Raw genomic sequence first — 20,630 nt, 5'->3', positions numbered from 1 at the left:
TCACGAAAGGATCACAATTGATCGTGCATTACGCAGCGACCGTGTCCGGTTGGCCAATTTTGCCAGCGGACAGGGCCAGCATGGCGCGAGTGTCACCGTAATTGAGCTTGGAAAAGAAGCTGTCGCCTGATGACGGTGCGGCGTGGATCAGCAGGCCAGACTGGGCGTAGATCATCTCTTCGTCCGCGAAATGCAACTCAGCCAGGTCCGGCCCATTAAACAGGGTAGGGCGGATCCCACACCAACCGCTAAGTGCCTTGACCGGGACAGAGACCACGGGTGCGTCTACCCAGCGGGCAGGGGTGTGCAACGCGACATGGGCATTTGCGGGCAAGGCGATGTCGGAGCAGGTCGAGAGGACACCGCCGGGGATATGCACAAGCGGTACAGTGCGGTCGGGGCGCGTGATCGCGGTGATTTCGGCAAAGCCACCATCGAGTGTCGCCACGGCGTCGCCTGCCTGCAGCGTGTCAACCGATGCCCATCCGTTTTCAGTCTCCAGCAATGTATGTGCCGTGACTGTTGCGCTGATGCGCGGGGCAGCCGGTGTTTTAATGGGCGTAATGTCGGCAAATGCGGCGTCATGGTTCAGAAACATCGGTGTATCCTCGGGTCAGTTTGTGTTCGTGTTCTGGGGACAAGAACGCTCCACAAATCTGCCGCTTTTTGGTCACAACCACGGCCAAAGCCGGGCGCTGTTTCGCCACAGTCACCAGTGGGGTGCAGGCGGCCCACACTCTCCGCATCACGGCGACGCGATTAATCCGTGCTTAACCATGATTGCGTGCGGGCGGTGCTGCCCGCGCCTTTGAAATGTCTGATTCCCGCTTCGTTGGGACGAATTATTCGCTACAGGCGCCCACAAGGCTCTCGTATTGGCGGGTGATCCAGCCAAGCGCCTCTTCGGGGTTCTGCTCTTCGATCTGCCCGGTGAAGCGGCCAAACACGGCGGCCGAACGGCTTTCATCAACGATGGTGAATTCCTGGCCGGTGATCACCGTGTCGTAGACAAAGAACGCAATGGCAACCAGAAGGATGCCGCGCGCCACGCCAAAGAGAAAACCAAGACCCTGATCGATACCGCCGAGAGCGGACCGTTGCACAATCGATGAAAAAAGCGGGGTGAACAGGGACACCACGATCAACGCAACAGCAAAGACAAGGGCAAAGGCCCCAATAATGCTGAGCTCGCAACTGTCAGCGATGAAGTCGCCCACAACCGGAATCTCGCGCACCAGCGGTTCCACGCGCGGGGCAAACAGGAATGCCAGAATGGCGGCTGCAATCCAGCCTGCAATTGCCATGGCTTCGCGCACGAACCCGCGCCCATAGGCCAATAGGGCCGACAGGATGATGACCACGGCAACTACGCCGTCAATGATGGTGAACCCTTCCATGGTCCTGCCCCTTATGTTCTGCTCGTGCGGCGTCTAGCCTGCGCCGAATACGTCGCCTACAAACCCGGTCAGGTCACTGAAGCGTTTCAGCGTCATTCCCGGTGCACCTTGGGCTTTGCCGCCCTTGGGTGCAATGGATGACGAAAAACCAAGTTTTTGGGCTTCTTTCAACCTGTTTTCCGTCTGAGGGGCAGGCCGAAGCGCGCCAGATAGGCTGATTTCCCCAAAAACAACTGTATCTGCGGGCAATGCACTATCCTCGCGTGCAGACAAAAGGGCGGCTGCGACGGCCAGATCGGCAGCAGGTTCGCTGATTTTCATGCCGCCTGCGACATTCAGATACACATCAAGCCCGGCAAAAGGGATGCCACAGCGTGCCTCAAGGACCGCAAGGATCATGGCAAGACGCCCACCATCCCAACCCACCACGGTCCGGCGCGCTTGGGAATGCGGGGAGGGTGCGACAAGGGCCTGCATCTCGCACAACACGGGACGGGTGCCTTCGATCCCGGCAAATACCACGGACCCGGGCGACGGCTCGCCGCGTTCGGACAAGAACAGGGCCGACGGGTTCGTGACCTCGGCCAGTCCTTTGCCGGTCATTTCGAACACGCCAATTTCGTCGGCGGGGCCGAAGCGGTTCTTGACTGCGCGCAGGATGCGGAATTGGTGCCCGCGCTCGCCTTCGAAGTACAAGACCGTATCGACCATGTGTTCGACCACGCGGGGGCCTGCAATCTGCCCTTCTTTGGTCACGTGCCCAACCAGAATGACGCTGATGCCCTTTCGCTTGGCAAAGGTCGTCAGTTCATGTGCGGCGGCGCGAACCTGGCTGACCGACCCGGGCGCACTGTCGACAGTGTCGAGCCACATGGTCTGGATTGAATCGATGATGGCCAACCCCGGCGCCTCGGCCTCGAGTGTGGTCAGGATGTTGCGCAGGTTGGTATCCGCCGCCAGCTGTACTGGCGCATCGGACAGCCCGAGGCGCTCCGCGCGCATCCGGACCTGCGCACTTGCCTCTTCGCCGCTGACATAGATCGTTTTCAGGCCGTTGCGGGCGAAACGCGCCGCGGCTTGCAACAGAAGGGTGGATTTGCCGATGCCAGGATCGCCACCAACCAGAATGGCAGAAGCGGGGACAAGACCGCCGCCCAGTACCCGGTCAAGCTCGGCCACCTTGCTTTCGGTTCGGGGTGGTGGCGTTTCCTGCGTCGCCAGATCGGTCAGGGTGACCGTATTGCCCCGTTTTGTGCCCAGCCCCTTGCTGCTGGGGCCCGCAGAAAGGCCGGCGTCTTCGCTGATGGTGTTCCACTCACCACAGCCGTCACAGCGCCCGGACCACTTGGAGAAGGACGCGCCGCATGAGGAGCAGGAATAGGTCGTGCCGGTTTTTACCATGCGCGTTGGTCTGCCAGCGGCGGCGTGGGCGGGCAAGCCCTATTCAGCGCGCAGGGGCAGTTGGGTGACTTTTGACGGTGTGGCAGGTTGGTTCAGTTCGGGCAGCAGTCGCTCCATCTGGTCCAAAAGACGTTCAAGATGGGCGCGTGCCACGTTCTCCTCCAGTTCCAGCCGGTTGATCCAGGTTGAAAACTCGCCATGGATCGCCTTGGCCTGTTCCAAGCGGTCGTTGAACTGCTCAATCTCGAATTGGCGCTGCTGAAGGAAGGACCGCGCCCGTTCGACCTTGGTGTCTGAATAGGCTTGGGCAAGGTCCCGACTGATATGGGACATCTTTGCCGCCAACTCCAGCAGTTCAGGCTCCAACATACCCAGATCGGGATGATCGCGCAGGAACGCCAGACGATCCTGCGTGCTTTCAAACGCATCGCTCAGACCAAAAGTGCCGCTGCGATCCGCGTGATGTGCAGCGTGATAGGCACGGGTGATGTCATCTACGCCAACACTGAATTGCCGGTGCGAGTTTTCAAGCTGCATGATGCGCATGTTCGTTGGCAGGAAAAAACACAAGGCAACTGCAAGGACAGTCAGCCCGATCTGGGCGATCATCCCAGCTTGGTCAACCGGCGCGCCATTCCAAGTAACCGAAAGGTCAATCCACGGCCAAAAGCCTGCTGCAGCCATCCCAGTTGTGACAATCAATCCAAGTGCGAGCGCAGCGAAAAGAAAAAGCGCGAGCCGTTGCATGGTTGCAGCAAGAACCTGTGCTGCGAAAATTACTTGTTTCATTAGCCTTCCCCCCAGAAGACGCACTAATCTAGGCAGCATATCCTTAAGCGTCGGAAAATACAGTCAAAAAGTGGTGACTTGTGAGGGCGCGATATGGATTGTTTCCGGTTTCGCATCAATCCATGAGGTTGGACGCAATCCTTTCAGTTCGAACACCGACCCAAAGCGATGCCAGAATGCACGCGGTAAAGAGGTAAAGCCCCCACGCCACTTCCAGCCGTCCAACACCGATGCCTTTGGCAACCGTGATGTACATTGCGATCAGAAAAATATCGGCCATCGCCAGCTTCCCCATGATCCGCAGCGCAGGGGCAAGGCGCGGGCTGGCCATGTTCCAATGCACCAGCGCCAACCCGATGGTCTTGGCCATCGGCGCCACAAGGGCAAAGATGGCAACGATTAGGGCAAGGAAGACATCCGTGCCCCAAAGCGATTGAAGCCCGGTCAGAACGGAAATCTCTTTCAGCTTGAAAAGTGGCAGTAGCCCGGCCTTGAGTAATGGCGCAAACCACGAGACCGGGAACAGGATAAGCAGGGACAGGTTGATCCAGCGATGCATGACGGCAAGTGGCCGCGCCGGAATGCCTGTGTCAAGCGCTGCACGCCTCAGCGCACGGTCTCGATCGGCCCTTCTGCCCGCCCGTGAATGAACTGATCCACGTATGGATCGGTTGCCCCGTCAATGTCGGCCACGGGACCTGTCCAGCGGATCTTGCCTCCGTGCAGCATCGCGACATTATCCGCGATGGTCCGCACGGACGTCATGTCATGGGTGATTGTCATCGTGGTCGCACCCATCTCGGTCACGATCTCGCGGATGAGGTCGTTGATGACGCCCGCCATGATCGGATCAAGTCCGGTGGTCGGTTCGTCAAAAAAGATGATCTCGGGCTCTGCCGCAATGGCCCGCGCCAGCCCCACGCGTTTTTGCATCCCGCCCGATAGTTCGGCAGGCAGACGATCCGCCACATCCGGCGTCAGCCCCACACGGCGCAATTTCTCGATGGCAATCTCATGCGCCTCTGCCTTCGGGCGCGCAAGACTGCCGCGCAGTAGGCGAAAGGCGACGTTCTGCCAGACGGGTAGGGAGTCAAACAAGGCAGCGCCCTGAAACAGCATCCCGAACCGGGCCAGAAAGGCATCGCGATCTCCGGTCTGGCTGACATCCTGACCGTCAACCGTGATCGTGCCCTTCTCGGGCGTAACAAGGCCAAGGATCGTCTTGATCGCGATGGACTTGCCGGTACCGGAGCCGCCAATGATCACCATCGATGTGCCGCGCGCGACATGCAGATCAACACCGCGCAGAACGTGATTGTCGCCAAAGCTTTTGTGGATGTTGTCGAGTGTGATCATCTGGCGGGGCCTGTAACGGACAAGGAAGAGGGCGTGTTCTGGGTCATACGGAAAAGAACACCCCCGTGAGCACGAAGTTGGCGGCCAGGATCAGCACGGCAGCGGCCTCGACCGACCCCTTGGTCGCACGGCCCACGCCCTGCGCACCCCGGCCTGAGTTCATGCCGAAGTAGCATCCCATCAAGGCGGCGATGCAGCCGAACACCGCGCCTTTCACAAGGCTGGATGTGATGTCCCGCGTTTGCAGGAAATCGACCGTGTTCTGGATATAGGCGGCCGCGTTAAACCCCAACGTGCCCGTGGCAACCGCATAACCACCAAAGATGCCAATCACATCACCAACGGCCACCAACAGCGGCACAACCAGTGTCGCAGCCAGAACGCGCGGCACTGTCAGGTATTTCATGGGATGGGTCGACAGCGTGACCAAAGCATCAATCTGCTCGGTCACTTTCATCGTCGCAATCTCGGCCGCGATGGAAGAGGTGACGCGCGCGGCGATCATCAACCCGACAAGCACCGGACCCAGTTCGCGCACCATGCCTATGGCAACGATCTGGGGCACCACCGCCTCGGCATTGAAGCGCGCGCCGCCGGCATAGATTTGCAGCGCCAATGCGCCGCCCGTGAAAATGGCCGTCAACCCGACGACAGGCAGGGACAACCACCCGATATTCAGCAGGGCCAGGGCCAGCTCGCGCGGATAAAACGGGGGCCGCAACAGGTGGGTGACCGACGTGCCAAAGAACATGGCCACACGGCCCATGGCGGCCAAAAGGCCCAGCGTGGCCCGTCCAAGTGCTGCGATCCAGCTCATCCGACAAGGCTCCGTTGATAGCGCAGGCCAAGCGAGGTCAGGATTTCATAACCAATGGTGCCGGCGGCATCAGCCACCGTATCGACAGATTGATGACGCCCCATAAGCTGCAATTCGGTGGGATCATGATCCAGTGTCGTAACGTCCGCCGTGATCAGATCCATGGACACACGGCCAACGACAGGGCAAGGCGTGTCACCCGCAAAAAGCGTCGCCTTGGGACCCATCGCGCGGATCAGCCCGTCTGCATAGCCGCCGGAGACCGTCGCGATGCGGCTGTCTCGTGGGGCAGTCCAAGTGTTGCCGTAGCCGACGCTTTCCCCCTGCACGACGTCCCGAACCTGAATGACGGGCAGATCAAGCGTGACCACCGGGGCCGCATCGGCAAAGGGCAGACCGCCATAGAGGCCGATACCCGGACGCGTCATGTCAAAGTGATAGTCCGGGCCAAGTATGGTGCCGCCGGTGGCAGCTAGAGAGCGGGGAATGTCCAATCCGTCAGTCATCGCACGGAACTCGGACAATTGCCTTGCATTCATCGGGTGATCAGGCTCATCCGCACAGGCCAGATGCGACATGATCAGCGCTGGACCTTGGGCAATTGCAATGTCGCGTACAGCAGACCATTCGGCGTGCTCCATACCCAGACGGTTCATCCCGCTGTCCAGTTGAATGCCGAAGGGCGCACCCGGCAACGCCTCGACATGGCGCAGCATCTGGTCAACGGAGTTAAGCAGCGGGGTTAATACCGCTTCGCGGATCGCGTTGATATCGCCAGCCATGTGCCCGGAAAAGACGTAGATCGCTGGCCCTTGACCAATCGCCCCGCGCAGCGTGTTGCCTTCTTCGGCCGTGGCCACGAAAAAGCTTCGCACGCCAGCGCGTACAAGGGCGCGGCCCACGACGGGCGCACCCAGACCATAGCCATTGGCTTTGACCACCGCACCGGTTTCGCACGCGCTGAGTGCATCAAGGGATTGCCAATTGCGCACAAGCGCGCCGAGGTCGATAGAGAGGGTCGCAGATGTCATGACCGGCTGTTTGGCAGGACGACGCGCATTGGTGAAGAGGAAAATGCGATATGGGCTTAAGGCAGCGCAAAGATGTCGCGATTGCGTTCCCAGATTTCCTCTCCGATCAGGCAGTTATAGGGTGCTGTGGCTTGGGCACGCCACAGACGCGCGGACTGTCCGGCAATTTCAAGGACCAGTTTGCGCCGCACCGCATCCTCAAATTCCGCCCAATCCGTAACGGGCACGACAAAGGCACCGGTGCCGCCAATGACACATGCGGTGTAGTACGCATCAAGATCGGGAATATTCCACCGGGACGTAAATCCGTCATCTTGGGTCATCAATGGCAGTCCGTTGATCGTGATGCCCCGCGCCAGAACGGCATCTCGGGCCAGGGTGACGGGACGCCCCATGTTGTTCGGGCCGTCCCCTGACACGTCAATAACCCTGCGCAAGCCATCAAATGCGTTCCGGTCAATGCTTTCAGCGGCATGCATCAACGCGCCTGAAATCGAAGTGCGGCGCATCGCATCGTCAAAATGGGCTGTGATCTGACCTGCAATCCTGGCCGCATCCTCGGGGGTGGCCAAAACGGTCCAAGGTACAATCACCCGTTGGTCATGCGTCCCGGCCCATTCAACATAGGTGATTGCGATCCGACCCAGAAACCCACTTGTGATGGCGGCCTGCACCTCGGGCGCTTGAAGGGCAGCGGCATAGCCACGCCGCTGGATTTCAAGCTCGTAGGGTTGCATAGAGCGGCTTACATCAACGGCGAGGAACAGCTCTACATCCACCTCGATCCGCTCCTGCGCATGCACGACCGAGCCAAAACACACCAACAAACCAAGAACCAAGCGCATGCTGTCACTGTGACGGGCCGGCGTGACTCTGTCCAATCACAACCCGGCCATACAGCTTCTTCTGGCCAAAAATACCTCGGGGACGCCGAAGGCGGGGGCAGAGCCCCTAAAACATTGGCGTCGCGCGCAGCGCGTCCTTGTGATCAGAACCCGGCGTCGCCGCCGCCACCCTGTTGCCAGGGCTGCACGAGGTTGCCGAAACGGGTAAAGCGCCCTTCGAAACTCAGGTCCACTGTGCCAATGGGGCCGTGACGCTGCTTGCCGATGATGACTTCGGCGCGACCATGCAGCCGCTCCATCTCTTCCTGCCACTTGGCCATGGCTTCCAGGTCGTGGTCACCGGGCTTCTCACGTTCCTTATAATACTCTTCGCGGAAAACGAACATGACGACGTCGGCGTCTTGCTCAATCGATCCCGATTCCCGAAGGTCTGACAGCTGCGGGCGCTTGTCCTCCCGGTTTTCGACCTGACGCGAAAGCTGCGACAGCGCGATGACGGGGATGTTCAGCTCTTTGGCGATGGCCTTCAGGCCCATGGATATCTCGCCGATCTCCTGTACACGGTTTTCGGACACACCGCGCACCAGTTGCAGGTAGTCGACAATCAGCACATCCAGCCCGTGCGTCCGCTTCAACCGGCGCGCGCGCGCGGACAGCTGGGCAATCGGGATGGCGGCAGTGTCGTCAATATAGAGCGGGCAGGCTTCGAGCTGTTTGGCCGCGTCCACAAAGCGCCGGAACTCGGCCTCGGTCATGTCACCACGACGAATGTTTTCCGAGGGCACTTCGGCGGCCTCGGACAGGATACGCGCGGCGAGCTGCTCCGCGCTCATCTCGAGTGAATAGAAGCCCACAACGCCGCCTTCAATCGCGCCTTCGGCTCCGTCGGGTTTCAGGCCTTTCTTGTAGGCCTTGGCGATGTTGAAGGCGATGTTGGTGGCGAGCGAGGTTTTCCCCATCGACGGACGGCCCGCAAGGATCAGAAGGTCAGACGGGTGCAGACCCCCCAGCTTCTTGTCCATATCGATCAGGCCAGTTGAGATACCCGCAAGTCCGCCTTCCCGCTGATACGCGGCATTGGCGACATTAACTGCATCCGTTACAGCCTTGAGAAAGCTCTGAAATCCACCCTCGGATGTGCCCTGTTCGGCCAGCTTATAAAGCGCCTGTTCGGCCTCTACGATCTGCTCCTTGGGCTCCGAGGCGACATCGACCTTGGCCGCCTTGGCGCTGATGTCGCGCCCCAGTTGGATCAGGTCGCGGCGTACGGCAAGATCATAAATCATCTGCGCATAATCGCGCACGGCAAAGGCACTGATGGCGGCCCCGGCAAGGCGGGCAAGGTAGGCCGGACCGCCCAGCTCTTTCAGCCCCTCATCCTCCTCCATGAACGCCTTGAGCGTCACGGGAGAGGCAAGATTGTTTTTGGCGATCCGAGCCGCCGAAATCTCAAAGATGCGGGCGTGTACCGGGTCATAGAAATGGGTCGGATTGATGATCGATGCGACACGGTCATAGATGTCGTTGTTGGTCAGAATCGCGCCCAGCAATTGCTGCTCGGCCTCGATCGAGTGGGGCATGGTCTCGGCATCCTGAACCGCAACCCCGGTCGGATTGATTGCTGCAATCTCGTTCATCGCCCCACTCTCTGCTCGTTGTTTTATTGTCCCCGCGTTCCGGGTGTCTTGCCACAAGCGCATAGGCGTTGAAAACCGGGAGCAAGTCTGTGGAAAACCCGGTGGATTCTCCACAATCGTGGTTTACACTTTCCCACATATGGCAATGGCGTCCTGCACGCATACCACATCTGTCCGGCGCCGTGCAAAAGAATCATGGTTTTGCACACTGTTCCACAGCCAGACTCTATGTAGAAAAGCTACAAACGGAGCCGTATCGGCAAAGTTCCGTTACGTCCGGGCTGCCTGCCACGCGCGTGGGTCGTTCAGGAAGTCCTGGACGCCGTCCAAAGTCGCCGCATCAAACGCGCCGGACGCCTTGGCCTCGGCCAACACATCCCACCATGTGCACAGGTGATGCAGCGTCACACCATGTTCGCCCAATACCTTCTCGGTCTCTGGGAAAATCCCGTAGTAAAAGATAACAGCTGTGTGCGCGCAGGCTGCCCCAGCATCACGGATGGCATCCACAAAGCTCAGCTTTGATCCACCATCGGTCGTCAGATCCTCGACCAGCAAAACGCGCTGACCATCGGTCATGTCCCCTTCGATCCGGGCGCCCTTGCCATATCCCTTGGGCTTTTTTCGAACGTAGGTCATCGGCAGGGCCATCCGCTCGGCCACGAAGGCAGCAAAAGGGATGCCTGCCGTCTCGCCACCCGCGATGTTGTCGAACGCTTCAAACCCCGCATTGCGCATAACGGTGACAGTGAGAAAATCCATCAGCGTCGACCGGATGCGCGGGTAAGAGATCAGCTTGCGACAGTCGATATAGGTCGGGCTTGGCAGGCCCGAAGCCAATGTGAACGGCTCTGCCGCGTTGAAATGTACGGCCTTGATTTCCAGCAGCATGCGGGCCGTCAGACGGGCCATTTCTTCGGGTGTGGGGTAGCTTGTTGGGATCATGGCGCTTTGCTTTCGGGCTTTGTGCTGCGTGGAGGGGGCGGGAGCCTCCGGCGGGGATTTTCTTGAAACAGGGAAGTTACTGGACGGACCACGTCAGATCGAAACCGGGATCAAAGACGGTGACCGGGCCATCGTCAGTGTCAATTTGGTCAGGCAGCGTAGGGGCGGATTTGGTGAGGGCAATGGTGTCTTCGTTGGCGGGTAGCCCATAGAAGGCTGGGCCGTTGCGCGATGTGAAGCCTTCGAGCTTGTCCAGCGCATCCTCTTCCTCAAACACCTGTGCGAGTATGGGCAGCGTGTTGGGGGCTGTGAAGCAACCCGCACAGCCACATGGCAACAGCTTGTTCTCATCGGTGTGCGGCGCGCTGTCGGTACCCAGAAAGAACCGCGCCTCGCCACTGGTTGCAGCAGCACGCAGCGCCAGTCGGTGCTCCTCCCGTTTGGCAACAGGCAGGCAGTAGTAGTGCGGCTTGATACCCCCGGCCAAGATGTGGTTGCGGTTGATCACCAGGTGATGCGTCGTGATCGTGGCCCCAAGGCTCTCATCCTGTGCGCGGGCGTAGTCGACCGCGTTCGACGTGGTGATGTGTTCCATGACAACGCGCAAGCCGGGTGTGGTGCGTCGGATTGGGTCGAGAACCCGGTCGATGAACACCGCTTCACGGTCGAAGATGTCGATGTCATGGTCGGTGACCTCACCATGCACGCATAGGGGCAGGCCAATCTCCGCCATGCGCTCCAGCACCGGGCGCACCTTGTCGAAGTTTGCGACGCCCGAAGCGGAATTGGTGGTTGCCCCGGCCGGATAGAGTTTGACGGCTTTGACCAAACCACTTGCGTGCGCTGCGGCCACGTCATCCGCATCCGTGTCGTCGGTCAGGTACAGCGTCATCAACGGATCAAAGTCCATGCCGTCGGGCAGGGCGGACAGGATGCGATCGCGATAGGCAGCAGCTTGAGCACCTGTAACAACCGGAGGCACGAGGTTGGGCATGATTATGGCGCGGGCAAAATGTTGCGCGGTCCATGGCAGCACGGCGCGCATCATTGCGCCGTCACGCAGATGCAGGTGCCAATCGTCGGGGCGGGCGATGGTGAGTGTGGTCATGCGCCGCCGTTAGCATGGGCATGACATGGGTTTCTAGTCCTCGGGCTCGGCACTTCTGGCATTTGCGGCATTGCGCAGTGCGTCAATCTCGGCCAGGCGGCGCTGGAACCGAGGTGCCCGCTTCATACGCGACACCACGTTGCGCGCCATCATGTAGGTCAGCTCGGTCCGTTCGTTGCGGTCGAGGGCGGCCAGAACACGACGCAGATAGCCCGGATAGGTGCGGCGCGCGCGATAGATCTTGGCGAATTGCAGATCATCCAGCGTGCCTTCGGCGGCCATTTCAAGCAGGTCAGGCAGCACGTTCATGGCCATCAGGTCGCTCTGGATCGTGTCGCCCATATTACGAAGGCGATATTGTGTCACACCGGCGCGGGTGAACAGGGCGGCGTGCATGGCGTCCAGTCTTTCAACCGGATCGTACAGCACATAGGCTTGCGCACAGGCGTCCAGCATGTCTGGCGCGTAGCCGTAGCGCGACGTGAAGTCGGTGCGCCGCATCTCGATAAATCGGTCGTCCCATTCCGTCACACGCGGATCAAGCGTGGCCTGGGGTTGGATCAAAAGCACCTGCGCCCCCGGTGCGGCTACGGAATAGGCAGCAGCGGCATATCCGCAGGGACCGGCCCCGTAGAACAGCACCGTTTCGAAGTCGTCGAAAAAGCCGTCATCGACCAGCTGATCGAATAGGCCGATCACGTGCCGGTCGCGAAACCAAGTGTCGCCGTCCGACGCGATACACAGGTGCGACCAGTCATTGTCGCGCACCATGGACCAGCCCAAAGGCTCGGCCCGCTCTGACAGGGCGCGCATACCCTGTACCGATTCGAAGGTCACGACCAACGTGTCGCCGCGCCGAATGTGCGCTGCAAAATGCTTGCGCCCCAGGGCTTGGAAAAACCCTTGGTCTTCAGCGGTTTGCATCAGGCGTGACAGCCACTCAGCTTTCGGCAGATCGGCCAGATCCGGCTCGAACGGAATCTCTTGGTCCTGCATTGCTCTATCCTCACATCCCGCCTTTGAACCGCGGGTTGAGGGTGAGGTACCGCCGCAATGGGGCAAAAATGGGGAAAATTTGCGCGACTATTGCGCCGAGCGACGCGCCTGGTTGGCGTATTGGATCATGAATTGCGCGGCTTTTGGCGGTACAGGGCGTGTGGGTGGCGTCATCAGCAGACGGCCAAACAGCGCGCGAAACGGTTCTTGCTGCATCAATTCATCGAACCTTGATTTGCGCCACGCGACGGCGTCGTCGTGCAGTGTTGCAAGCACACTATCAGCCTTCAGGTCGGCCAGATGCGCATCGCGCCGTTCCGCATACCGGCTGATCGTTCGGTCCTCATCCGTACAGAAGTTCCGCTCAACCCAGTAATCGACGCCCAGCAAATCGTCCGAATGTACGGCGCGGCCCCGGTCCGCCTTCAGAACATAGCTTTCCATCGCTCCCAGCGGGTAGTGATTGAGCTGCGCCAACCCGTAATTGGGTTGCCCGTAGTTGGAAAACAGGCGGCGGGTTTTGAACTGTTCCGGCAACGCGCGTCCATGGCTATCGAACCAATTGGCCTGCGCAAGCTTGCTGCCATCCGCATCGCGCGGGCGATGCACGCCGGGTTTGCGATACGTACCGTCATTCGCATAGAGCGTCTTGAACATGGATGCGCGCCACGGCCAGTGCAGGACCTCTGGTGCAGCCATGGGAAAGGTATCCGTCACCGGTCGGTCCAGATATCGAACCTGGCCATTGTTGCCGAACAGACGCCATGTCAACGTGATGGCTGTGGCTTCGGGCAGGGCGGCGTGCAGGGCCGATAATGTACCGTCACCAGTATGAATGTTGACGAACTCATCGACATCAAGCGGCAGAATCCAATCCGCTGTCTTGATCTGATCCATCTTGGCAGCGGCCTTGAGGGCCGTGAACTGGATACCGCCTTTGTCATAGGGGCCTTCGTTGCGCACATGGCTCAGCCAGCCAAGCCCGGCCAGCCGATCCAGCATGGTATCGGTGCCATCATCGCAATCATTGGAAAACACAAGGAAATCGTCAAAACCGACAGCCCGGTGATGGGCCAGCCATTCCAGAATGAACGCAGCCTCGTTCCGGACCGTCAGAAGGGCAAGATGTGTCACTTCAGCGGCCAGGCCCTGCGGAAAGTGACGACTTTTTGCGTGGATAATTTGGGGTAATAGGCCAGACCGGCGCCCATCATTGCGCCAAAGACTGCGTTCACACCTTCTGGGCCGATCCATTGCGGATGCAGTTCAATGACGGCGGCGCGCAGGGTGCTCAGGTCCATCTCGGGCAGCAATTCTGCCTCGTCCCCTTCGATGTCACACACCAGAACCGTGGGTTTGATTGCCTTGGTCTGTTGGCCCGCATTCACGACATCTACGGTCTCTGTGCGCACGATGCCCTCGCCATTTGTCTCTTCGACGGACGAAGCCAGGATGTTGCCGCGCACATGGAAGTCCTTGGTCCCCTTGCGCTTGCCCAGTATGGCGTGATGCACGGTCGTATTCTCGATCCCATTGGCGACGTGCACCCGGCGGATGTAATCAGCCAGAACACTGTTCGCCTCGTAGACATGCACATGCGCTGCCTGGCTTTTCTTGGCCACAAGGGTGGAAATAAAGCCAACCCCGCCGCCCAACTCCAGAACGACATCATCAGGCTGGATGACGCGCAACACCGCGTCACCTTCCTTCCTCTCATAAAGGCCGCGCCGCAAGCTGCCCGCAATGCGTGGCTTCAGCACATCCGTATCGCGTGGGAACAACAATCCCCGCGGGGTCGTGATCACGTCATGCTCGATCTGTGCACCATCCATCTCAACTCTCCATGTCGAGGGCGAGGGCATAGGCCACCCGCTCAGTCTCGGTCAGTTTGACCTTAAGGGCCTGATCATACAGGTCTTGGAACTCCGGATTGGCGTGGAGCTCGTCCGCCTTGGTCCGATGCCATGTCAGACCAAATTCGTGCCACTTGCGCAGTTCGGCATCCTGCATCAACGTCTCATATTCGGTGCGCATGCGGGGCAGGTTTCGTTTGATGGTGATGTCGCGGAAATCGGACCAATCCATACGGATCCAATAGTTGATCCCGATGGACCGATCCACGTGCAGCGCACGGCCACGCTGCCGCTTGATCAGAAAGCTTTCTGCGCTGCGCAGAGCATAGTGATTGAGCTGCAGAAGGTCATACCCAATTGATTTCTTTGAGCTTCTCCAGCCGTTTTCGGCGACTTCCTTGGTCATGTCCTTGCCCGAGCCATTCACCCACTGCACTTTCTTGGCAAATTTGGGGTCCAGCTTGTTCGGCCGGTGGCAGCTGATCTTTTCGTAGGCGCCGATGTTTTTGAACATCGTCTTGAACCCCCAGACCGTGTGCGGTTTGGGGCAATATTTCGGGGCGCAGTGGTCGAACTGGTCGATGACAAACTCGTCTTTCAACTCGGTCACGCCGTTATGGCCGAACAACCGCCAGGTCATGGCGACATTCGTTGCATCCGGTACTGCGTCAAAGAAATCCTGCAACGTGCCGTTGCCGGTGCGCACGTTCATGAACTCATCCACATCAATATGGATGATCCAGTCTGCGTTCTTGATCAGAGGCTCTTTCAGTGACTGGTTCAGCGCGTATTGCTGGGGCGAATTGCCCTTCCAGTTGTCGTTGTTGCGGTGCTGGAGCACGCCCATGTCTTGCAAACGATCCAGGATTTCCGACGTGCCGTCTTCGCATCCGTTGGTGTAGATCAGGAAATTGTCGACGCCCATCGCCCGGTGATAGGCGACCCATTCGACGATATAGGGCGCCTCATTCTTCATGCAGCCGACAATGACATTGCCGGTCGACCCCTTGGGCAGATCGCGCTTGCCGATGGGTGGGTAGGCTGCGGCCAGTTCCTCTTCGTTGACGGCGCCCAGCTTGTTGTGCGGTGCAAATGAGGACGTGCGCAGCTTTTCAAAGTTTTGCACGGCCAGCGGTGGCATCAAGGCGCGGGCCGTATCTGTCAGACCATCGCTTGGCACAGGGTCCGGCCCCGGCGGTGTGGGGGCGGTGGCTCCGTTCAGGCGGGCCAGATCAGCTGCTTTGGTCTTGCGCTCTTCTTGTGTCGCCTTGTCGATCCGCCACATGAAGCCCAGTAGATACTGGGAGGCGCGGAAGCCGCGTGTCGGATTCGCCTCTTCCCAGGCCTTCTTTGCACGCGGTGCTTTGAACAGATCCGTGGGCAGGCCGTGTGCCTTGGCAATGGCAGTGTTCTGCGTGGCAAAGGTTTTTGAGATGGCGGATAGCGATGCGGGATCAATGGGATCACCGTCCACCTTGATTTCATTCACAAAAGATCGCCACAACTGCCGGGGCAGAATGCGTTTCTCATTCGCCAGCACCTGCAGGATCAGGTCGTTCAACTGCCGCCCGCGCGCTAACCACGCCGCAGATGGTTCGGAAGGCACATCCGCCTTTGCAGTCTTGCCAATGGCCGGTTTGATCTGAAATGCCGCACGTATTTCTTCGGTCACCGTTTCGGCGGCAAAACCCTCTGCATCGTAGGCCCGGAACGTGAGGGCGCCCTCGCCAAACACCGCGTTCCAGTGTCGTTCCAGGGCGCTGTAGTCCAGCCAGCATGGGGCAGCCTGGCTTTCGATGAACACACCCGCCTGCGGATTGATCCGGGGCGCGGCTGCCAGTGCGTCTGCCCACCATGTCTTGCTGCCCGCAAGCTCCAGTTCCTGGGTAAGCGCGACGCCGCGCCCCTCCATGATCTGTTCCCGGTAGTGGCGGGCCAGCAGGTGCGCAGGTTCATCGATATGCGCAATGATGCGAATGTCCTCGGACAAGGGTGCCAGCAGGGCCTTCAATCGCTCAAGTTCGGATTTGGACACCAGGCTCACACCCAGTTGCGACGCGGACAGGATCAAGTGATCTGGTGAAAACTGCGCGACTTCCTTGGCCAGATCAGCCGCGACCGTATCATGCAGAACTTTCTGTTTGTCAGCTGTGATGTATCCGCGGTTGTAACGCAATGGATCGACATGCGCAGTCTCTGTCACCGCCATGTAAAGGCGCGTATGGTTCTTGTTTCCGGGGCTGCGCGCATAAAGCACGCCCTTGGTGATCATCTGGTCCCGTTTGGCGGCCAGCACGTTCTGCAGGCGGTCTGCGCCCACCTGTTCCAACCCGATATGCAGGTGGATTCGCATCAGGCAACCTCGTTCAACTTGTTCACATTGGTCCGACCCCACCAGTTCACCGGCAGCTCGATGAAACCGCTGATCAGGTCTTTGGCTTCGGGGTCGGCCACGTCGTATTCCAGAAAATCGTCATCATCGCGAAAGATCGCGCGCAGATGGGCATAATGGGCTTCGATCCACTGCATCCGCTGAATGCTTGTCTCTCCAAACCCTTCCGGCAGGCCTGGGATGTTGTTGGCGGGCAGGCGCGACGTGCCCAGATCGGACCACGCCAACATGGATTGCGACATCTCGAAAGGATCGCGGTTCGAAGCAAGGAACTTGACGCCGGGATTGTGCTTGCGGATCGCCATGATCAGCCCGAAATCCATTTGTGGCCACAGCGACCGTCCCGCGCGCAGCACACTCATCTCCGAAATCGCATCGAAGTCGGCGAAGTACGCGGCCGGATCACCTGTCTCAAAATATCCACGATACAAAAGGTCGGCGACAAATTCATTGTGCAGCTGCGTATTGTTGGTTTGGCGCGGCCGCACGCGATGGTCCGCCACATGCAGCCCCGCCCGACGCAGGGCACGGGCCAGCGTCGTGGTGCCGGTCTTGGGCAGACCAAGGTTCACAACGCGCAAACTCATGCCGCGGGCTCCATCAATCCCAGGTCGATCAACATCGCTTCTTCCTGCGGCGGCAGGGTCGAGGCGGCATGCAACTGTGCCTGCATTGCCTGGTATTCCGGAATTGCCAGCAACTCGTCCCGCTTGGCGATATGCCGCTGCACGCAGTCGTCATGCAGCGCACTGATCTCCTTGTCTTTCTTCAGCTCCACCAACGCCTTTTTCAGATCAGGCAAATAGCGCTGAATGCTCTTGTCTTCCCAGGCGGGGTCATTCCGCTCGCGCCAATAGGTGTCGTCAAAGGCCCGGTTTTCGCGGTTCACATCGCCCCGGTCATTCTTGACCAGATAGCTATCCAAAGATCGCAAAGCATAATGGTTCAAGGTCGCAAACTCCCGCGCCCCGTGGGCGGGAAAGCGGCGAATGCGGCGTGGATTGGCGGCGACAAGGAACTTGTGCGGCACCTTGCGACCCGACCCATCGGTCCACGCAGGCTTGGCTTTGCCCTTCTGGAACGGGCGATGTGCGCCGTAGTACTGCAAGGGAAAGTCGTGACGCACCAGCGACTTGACCTCAATCGCGGCCTCTCCACACCAAAGGTCCGGATTGTGCGAGCGATGGAACTGGCCGATCACCGGCGCATCAACAAACGTGTCGACGCCATCATTGGCAAAAAACTGGAAGGTCACCGAAATCGCCTGCGGGTCACCGCAGGCCTCGATCAGCGCCGGGATCGTGTGATTGCCCACATGGATGTTCAAAAACTCGTCCACATCCGCGACCCAAACCCAGTCGGCGTCGGTCACGACATCCTGACGGCGCGCATCCTTCAGCGCCTCCATCTGGTAATTGCGCCCCTCGGCCGGGTTCGGCAAATGCCGACACAACCCGCGATCGGCCAAGGCGTCCAGCAGGGTATCGGTCCCATCGGTACAATCATTGGAATAAAACAGATGATCGGTCACGCCGATCAGGCGGTTGAAGGCAATCCACTCCAACAGAAACGGGCCCTCGTTTTTCACGCAGGTCACAGCCGTAATGCGCATCAAACGCCAGCCTTTCGTGATCGGGTCATTGCCCACCGCCTCTGTTCCGGGTCCCGGTATCTATGCCGCGAACCTCATTCTTATCCCGTTAACACCATGCCATTTCTCGCGAATCCCGTCAACGCACAGGACTTTAGGAGGCCTTGACGACAGGGCCCAGCGATGCAGGTTGGACGCAAGGAAGGAAACCCGATGCACACACCCACCTCCATTGACGCCGTCCAGACCATGCTGGCCGACCAAGGCTATGTCTGTGACCGCGCTCTTGGGACCGTCGTGTTCCTTAGCCTGTCACTTGGCCGCCCCCTGTTCCTGGAAGGCGAAGCAGGCGTCGGCAAAACCGAAATCGCCAAGGCGCTGGCGGCTGCACTTGGCCGTCGCCTGATCCGGTTGCAGTGCTACGAAGGGCTCGATGCGTCATCGGCCGTCTACGAATGGAACTTCCCGGCACAGATGGTCGCGATCCGCACGGCGGAAGCATCGGGCGGGGCCGACCGCAAGGCGCTGCAAACCGAGCTTTTCTCGGATGATTACCTGATCGAGCGCCCACTGCTCGACGCGATGCGCCCCGACGAAAACGGTGCGCCGGTCCTGCTGATCGACGAGTTGGACCGCACGGATGAGCCGTTCGAGGCCTTCCTGCTCGAAGCGCTCTCCGACTTTCAGGTCACGATCCCCGAACTGGGCACGATCAAGGCCCCGGAACCGCCCATCGTCATCCTCACCTCCAACCGCACGCGCGAAGTGCACGACGCGCTCAAACGTCGTTGCCTCTATCACTGGGTCGACTACCCGAATTTCGACCGCGAGATGGAAATCCTGAACGCCCGCGCGCCCGAGGCGGCCGCAGAACTCAGCCGCGAGGTGGTGGCGTTCGTTCAACGCCTGCGGACCGAGGACTTGTTCAAGAAACCTGGCGTCGCCGAAACCATCGACTGGGCCAAATGCCTGCTGGCGCTCGATGTACTCACCCTAAGCCCGGAGGTTATCGCCGACACGCTTGGCGCAATCCTCAAATACCAGGACGACATCCAGAAACTCCAAGGTTCCGAGGCCAAACGCCTGCTGGATGAAGCCAAGGCATCCTTGGAGCCGGCATGATCCAACTTCATCTTGCCAGGAAAACTTCGGGGGTCCGGGGGCTGGCCCCCGGCACGACAGATGCCTGAATACGCAACTCTCGAACTCCCCGAAAACCCGAAGCTCGCGGGAAACATCACCCATTTCGCCCGCGCCCTGCGCCGCGCTGGCCTACCTATTGGTACGGGCCGCGTGATGGATGCCATCACGGCAGTGACCAAGGCGGGCTTCACCGAGAAACGTGACTTTTACTGGACGCTGCACGCCTGCTTTGTCTCAAAGCCGGAACACCGGGCGGTCTTTGCCCAGATTTTCCGCCTCTACTGGCGCGACCCACGCTACCTCGAACACATGATGGCTGCCATGCTGCCTGCCGTGCGGGGCGTACAGGAAGACCGTAGCGCACAAGCCGCTGAGAAACGCGCCGCCGAAGCGCTGCTTGATGGAGCTGGCGATGACATCGACCTGCCAGAGATGGAGGAAGGCGGGACCGAGATCGAAATTGACGCCTCGCTCACCATGAGCAACGAGGAACAGCTCAAAACCCTCGATTTTGAGCAGATGAGCGCGCAGGAAATGGCGCAAGCCAAAGCCATGCTTGCCCGCATGGCGCTGCCGGTCGATCCCATGCCCACGCGCCGGACACGGGTCGCAGGGCTGGGGCGCATCGATCCCGCCCGCACCTTGCGCGCCGCCATGCGACAGGGCGGTGAGATGCGCGATCTGAAATGGAAAACGCCGAGGGTCCGCTATCCGAACCTAGTAGCGCTCTGCGACATCTCGGGCTCGATGAGCCAGTATTCCCGCGTCGTGCTGCACTTCCTCCATGCTGTGGCGAATGCAAAAGGGGCGGGCTGGGCCAAGGTGCACGCTTTCACTTTTGGCACGCGGCTCACAAACATCACGCGGCATTTGGCACAGCGTGACGTGGATGCGGCGCTGCAAGCCGCAGGGGCGGAAGCGCAGGATTGGGAAGGTGGTACGCGGATTGGATCGTGCCTTGAAACGTTCAATCGCGACTGGTCCCGCCGGGTGCTGGGGCAAGGGGCCGTGGTCCTGTTGATCACAGACGGCCTCGACCGCGACGACCCGGATGCATTGGCAAAACAGATGGAGCGTCTGCACCTCTCCGCACAACGTCTGATCTGGATCAACCCGTTGTTAAGATGGGAGGATTTTGCACCCCGTGCCCGTGGCATTGCGGCGATGTTGCCTCATGTGGACAGCTTCCGCGCGGGTCATTCTATCGCGTCAATCGAAGAACTGGCGCAGGTGATCTCCCTGCGTGACGACGTTGGCGACCGAGACCGCTTGCTCCGAATGATCACCGCCTGATCCGGGCCAAGATTTTTCGTACGAAAAGTCTCGCCG

At 59.7% G+C, this 20,630-nt stretch carries 20 protein-coding genes; 2 read left to right on the top strand and 18 right to left on the bottom strand.

Translation table 11 applies throughout. The features are described 5' to 3' along the window. Positions 1-28: 28 nt before the first annotated feature. The 18 genes from AC53L6_RS10770 to AC53L6_RS10685 all read right to left on the bottom strand — a co-directional run bounded on the left by AC53L6_RS10770 (position 29) and on the right by AC53L6_RS10685 (position 18,179). Positions 29-598, bottom strand: a complete 570-nt coding sequence (locus AC53L6_RS10770; RefSeq protein ID WP_496907835.1) for a hypothetical protein — start codon at positions 596-598, stop codon at positions 29-31. A 244-nt stretch (positions 599-842) separates the two neighbouring features. Beyond that, complete coding sequence (locus AC53L6_RS10765; protein WP_299200529.1) at positions 843-1,397, bottom strand: CvpA family protein; 555 nt, start codon at positions 1,395-1,397, stop codon at positions 843-845. Positions 1,398-1,430: 33 nt separating this feature from the next. Then, positions 1,431-2,798 (bottom strand): DNA repair protein RadA, encoded by a 1,368-nt coding sequence (gene radA, locus AC53L6_RS10760; RefSeq protein ID WP_299597330.1) that lies wholly within the window; start codon positions 2,796-2,798, stop codon positions 1,431-1,433. 39 nt (positions 2,799-2,837) lie between these two features. After that, positions 2,838-3,587 (bottom strand): DNA repair protein, encoded by a 750-nt coding sequence (locus AC53L6_RS10755; protein WP_496907834.1) that lies wholly within the window; start codon positions 3,585-3,587, stop codon positions 2,838-2,840. A gap of 115 nt (positions 3,588-3,702) precedes the next feature. After that, a complete protein-coding gene (locus AC53L6_RS10750; RefSeq protein ID WP_496907833.1) occupies positions 3,703-4,146 on the bottom strand; it encodes a paraquat-inducible protein A in 444 nt (147 codons plus the stop codon). 47 nt (positions 4,147-4,193) lie between these two features. Continuing rightward, on the bottom strand, positions 4,194-4,943 hold the full coding sequence (locus tag AC53L6_RS10745; protein ID WP_299200521.1) for an ABC transporter ATP-binding protein: 750 nt from the start codon (positions 4,941-4,943) through the stop codon (positions 4,194-4,196). 43 nt (positions 4,944-4,986) lie between these two features. Further along, entirely contained in the window at positions 4,987-5,760 is a 774-nt protein-coding gene (locus AC53L6_RS10740; protein ID WP_299699345.1) for an MlaE family ABC transporter permease, read from the bottom strand. Next, entirely contained in the window at positions 5,757-6,791 is a 1,035-nt protein-coding gene (gene alr / locus AC53L6_RS10735; protein ID WP_496907832.1) for an alanine racemase, read from the bottom strand. The genes AC53L6_RS10740 and alr overlap by 4 nt, the downstream gene beginning before the upstream one ends. A gap of 56 nt (positions 6,792-6,847) precedes the next feature. Then, positions 6,848-7,636 (bottom strand): DUF1194 domain-containing protein, encoded by a 789-nt coding sequence (locus AC53L6_RS10730; RefSeq protein WP_496907831.1) that lies wholly within the window; start codon positions 7,634-7,636, stop codon positions 6,848-6,850. A gap of 143 nt (positions 7,637-7,779) precedes the next feature. Further along, on the bottom strand, positions 7,780-9,273 hold the full coding sequence (locus AC53L6_RS10725) for a replicative DNA helicase (protein ID WP_299741895.1): 1,494 nt from the start codon (positions 9,271-9,273) through the stop codon (positions 7,780-7,782). 270 nt (positions 9,274-9,543) lie between these two features. Continuing rightward, positions 9,544-10,218 carry an orotate phosphoribosyltransferase gene (locus AC53L6_RS10720; protein WP_496907830.1) on the bottom strand — a complete coding sequence of 225 codons (675 nt, stop codon included), beginning with the start codon at positions 10,216-10,218 and terminating at the stop codon, positions 9,544-9,546. A gap of 76 nt (positions 10,219-10,294) precedes the next feature. Next, positions 10,295-11,326, bottom strand: coding sequence for a dihydroorotase (pyrC, locus tag AC53L6_RS10715; RefSeq protein ID WP_496907829.1), 1,032 nt, complete (start codon positions 11,324-11,326; stop codon positions 10,295-10,297). Between the two features lie 33 nt (positions 11,327-11,359). Continuing rightward, positions 11,360-12,322: a phosphoadenosine phosphosulfate reductase gene (locus AC53L6_RS10710; protein WP_299200484.1), complete on the bottom strand. Its 963-nt coding sequence runs from the start codon at positions 12,320-12,322 to the stop codon at positions 11,360-11,362. A gap of 87 nt (positions 12,323-12,409) precedes the next feature. Beyond that, entirely contained in the window at positions 12,410-13,456 is a 1,047-nt protein-coding gene (locus tag AC53L6_RS10705; protein ID WP_496907828.1) for a glycosyltransferase family 2 protein, read from the bottom strand. Continuing rightward, on the bottom strand, positions 13,453-14,154 hold the full coding sequence (locus tag AC53L6_RS10700) for an FkbM family methyltransferase (RefSeq protein ID WP_496907827.1): 702 nt from the start codon (positions 14,152-14,154) through the stop codon (positions 13,453-13,455). Before AC53L6_RS10700 ends, AC53L6_RS10705 begins: the two co-directional genes overlap by 4 nt. Before the next feature lies 1 nt (position 14,155). Continuing rightward, entirely contained in the window at positions 14,156-16,528 is a 2,373-nt protein-coding gene (locus AC53L6_RS10695; protein WP_496907826.1) for a glycosyltransferase family 2 protein, read from the bottom strand. Beyond that, the gene (locus tag AC53L6_RS10690) at positions 16,528-17,154 is read right to left on the bottom strand and encodes a sulfotransferase (RefSeq protein WP_299741882.1); all 627 of its coding nucleotides are present in this window, start codon (positions 17,152-17,154) and stop codon (positions 16,528-16,530) included. The genes AC53L6_RS10695 and AC53L6_RS10690 overlap by 1 nt, the downstream gene beginning before the upstream one ends. Further along, positions 17,151-18,179 (bottom strand): glycosyltransferase family 2 protein, encoded by a 1,029-nt coding sequence (locus AC53L6_RS10685; RefSeq protein WP_496907825.1) that lies wholly within the window; start codon positions 18,177-18,179, stop codon positions 17,151-17,153. Before AC53L6_RS10685 ends, AC53L6_RS10690 begins: the two co-directional genes overlap by 4 nt. A gap of 192 nt (positions 18,180-18,371) precedes the next feature. Between AC53L6_RS10685 and AC53L6_RS10680 the strand changes: the two genes are divergently transcribed. After that, a complete protein-coding gene (locus AC53L6_RS10680; RefSeq protein ID WP_189369998.1) occupies positions 18,372-19,280 on the top strand; it encodes an AAA family ATPase in 909 nt (302 codons plus the stop codon). A gap of 60 nt (positions 19,281-19,340) precedes the next feature. After that, entirely contained in the window at positions 19,341-20,594 is a 1,254-nt protein-coding gene (locus AC53L6_RS10675) for a vWA domain-containing protein (RefSeq protein WP_496907824.1), read from the top strand. Positions 20,595-20,630 lie beyond the last annotated feature (36 nt).

This window comes from Tateyamaria sp. LSS28 (genome assembly GCF_059611725.1).
The sequence above is the reverse complement of the archived record's forward strand: the minus strand, read 5'-3'. Positions and strand labels throughout refer to the sequence as shown.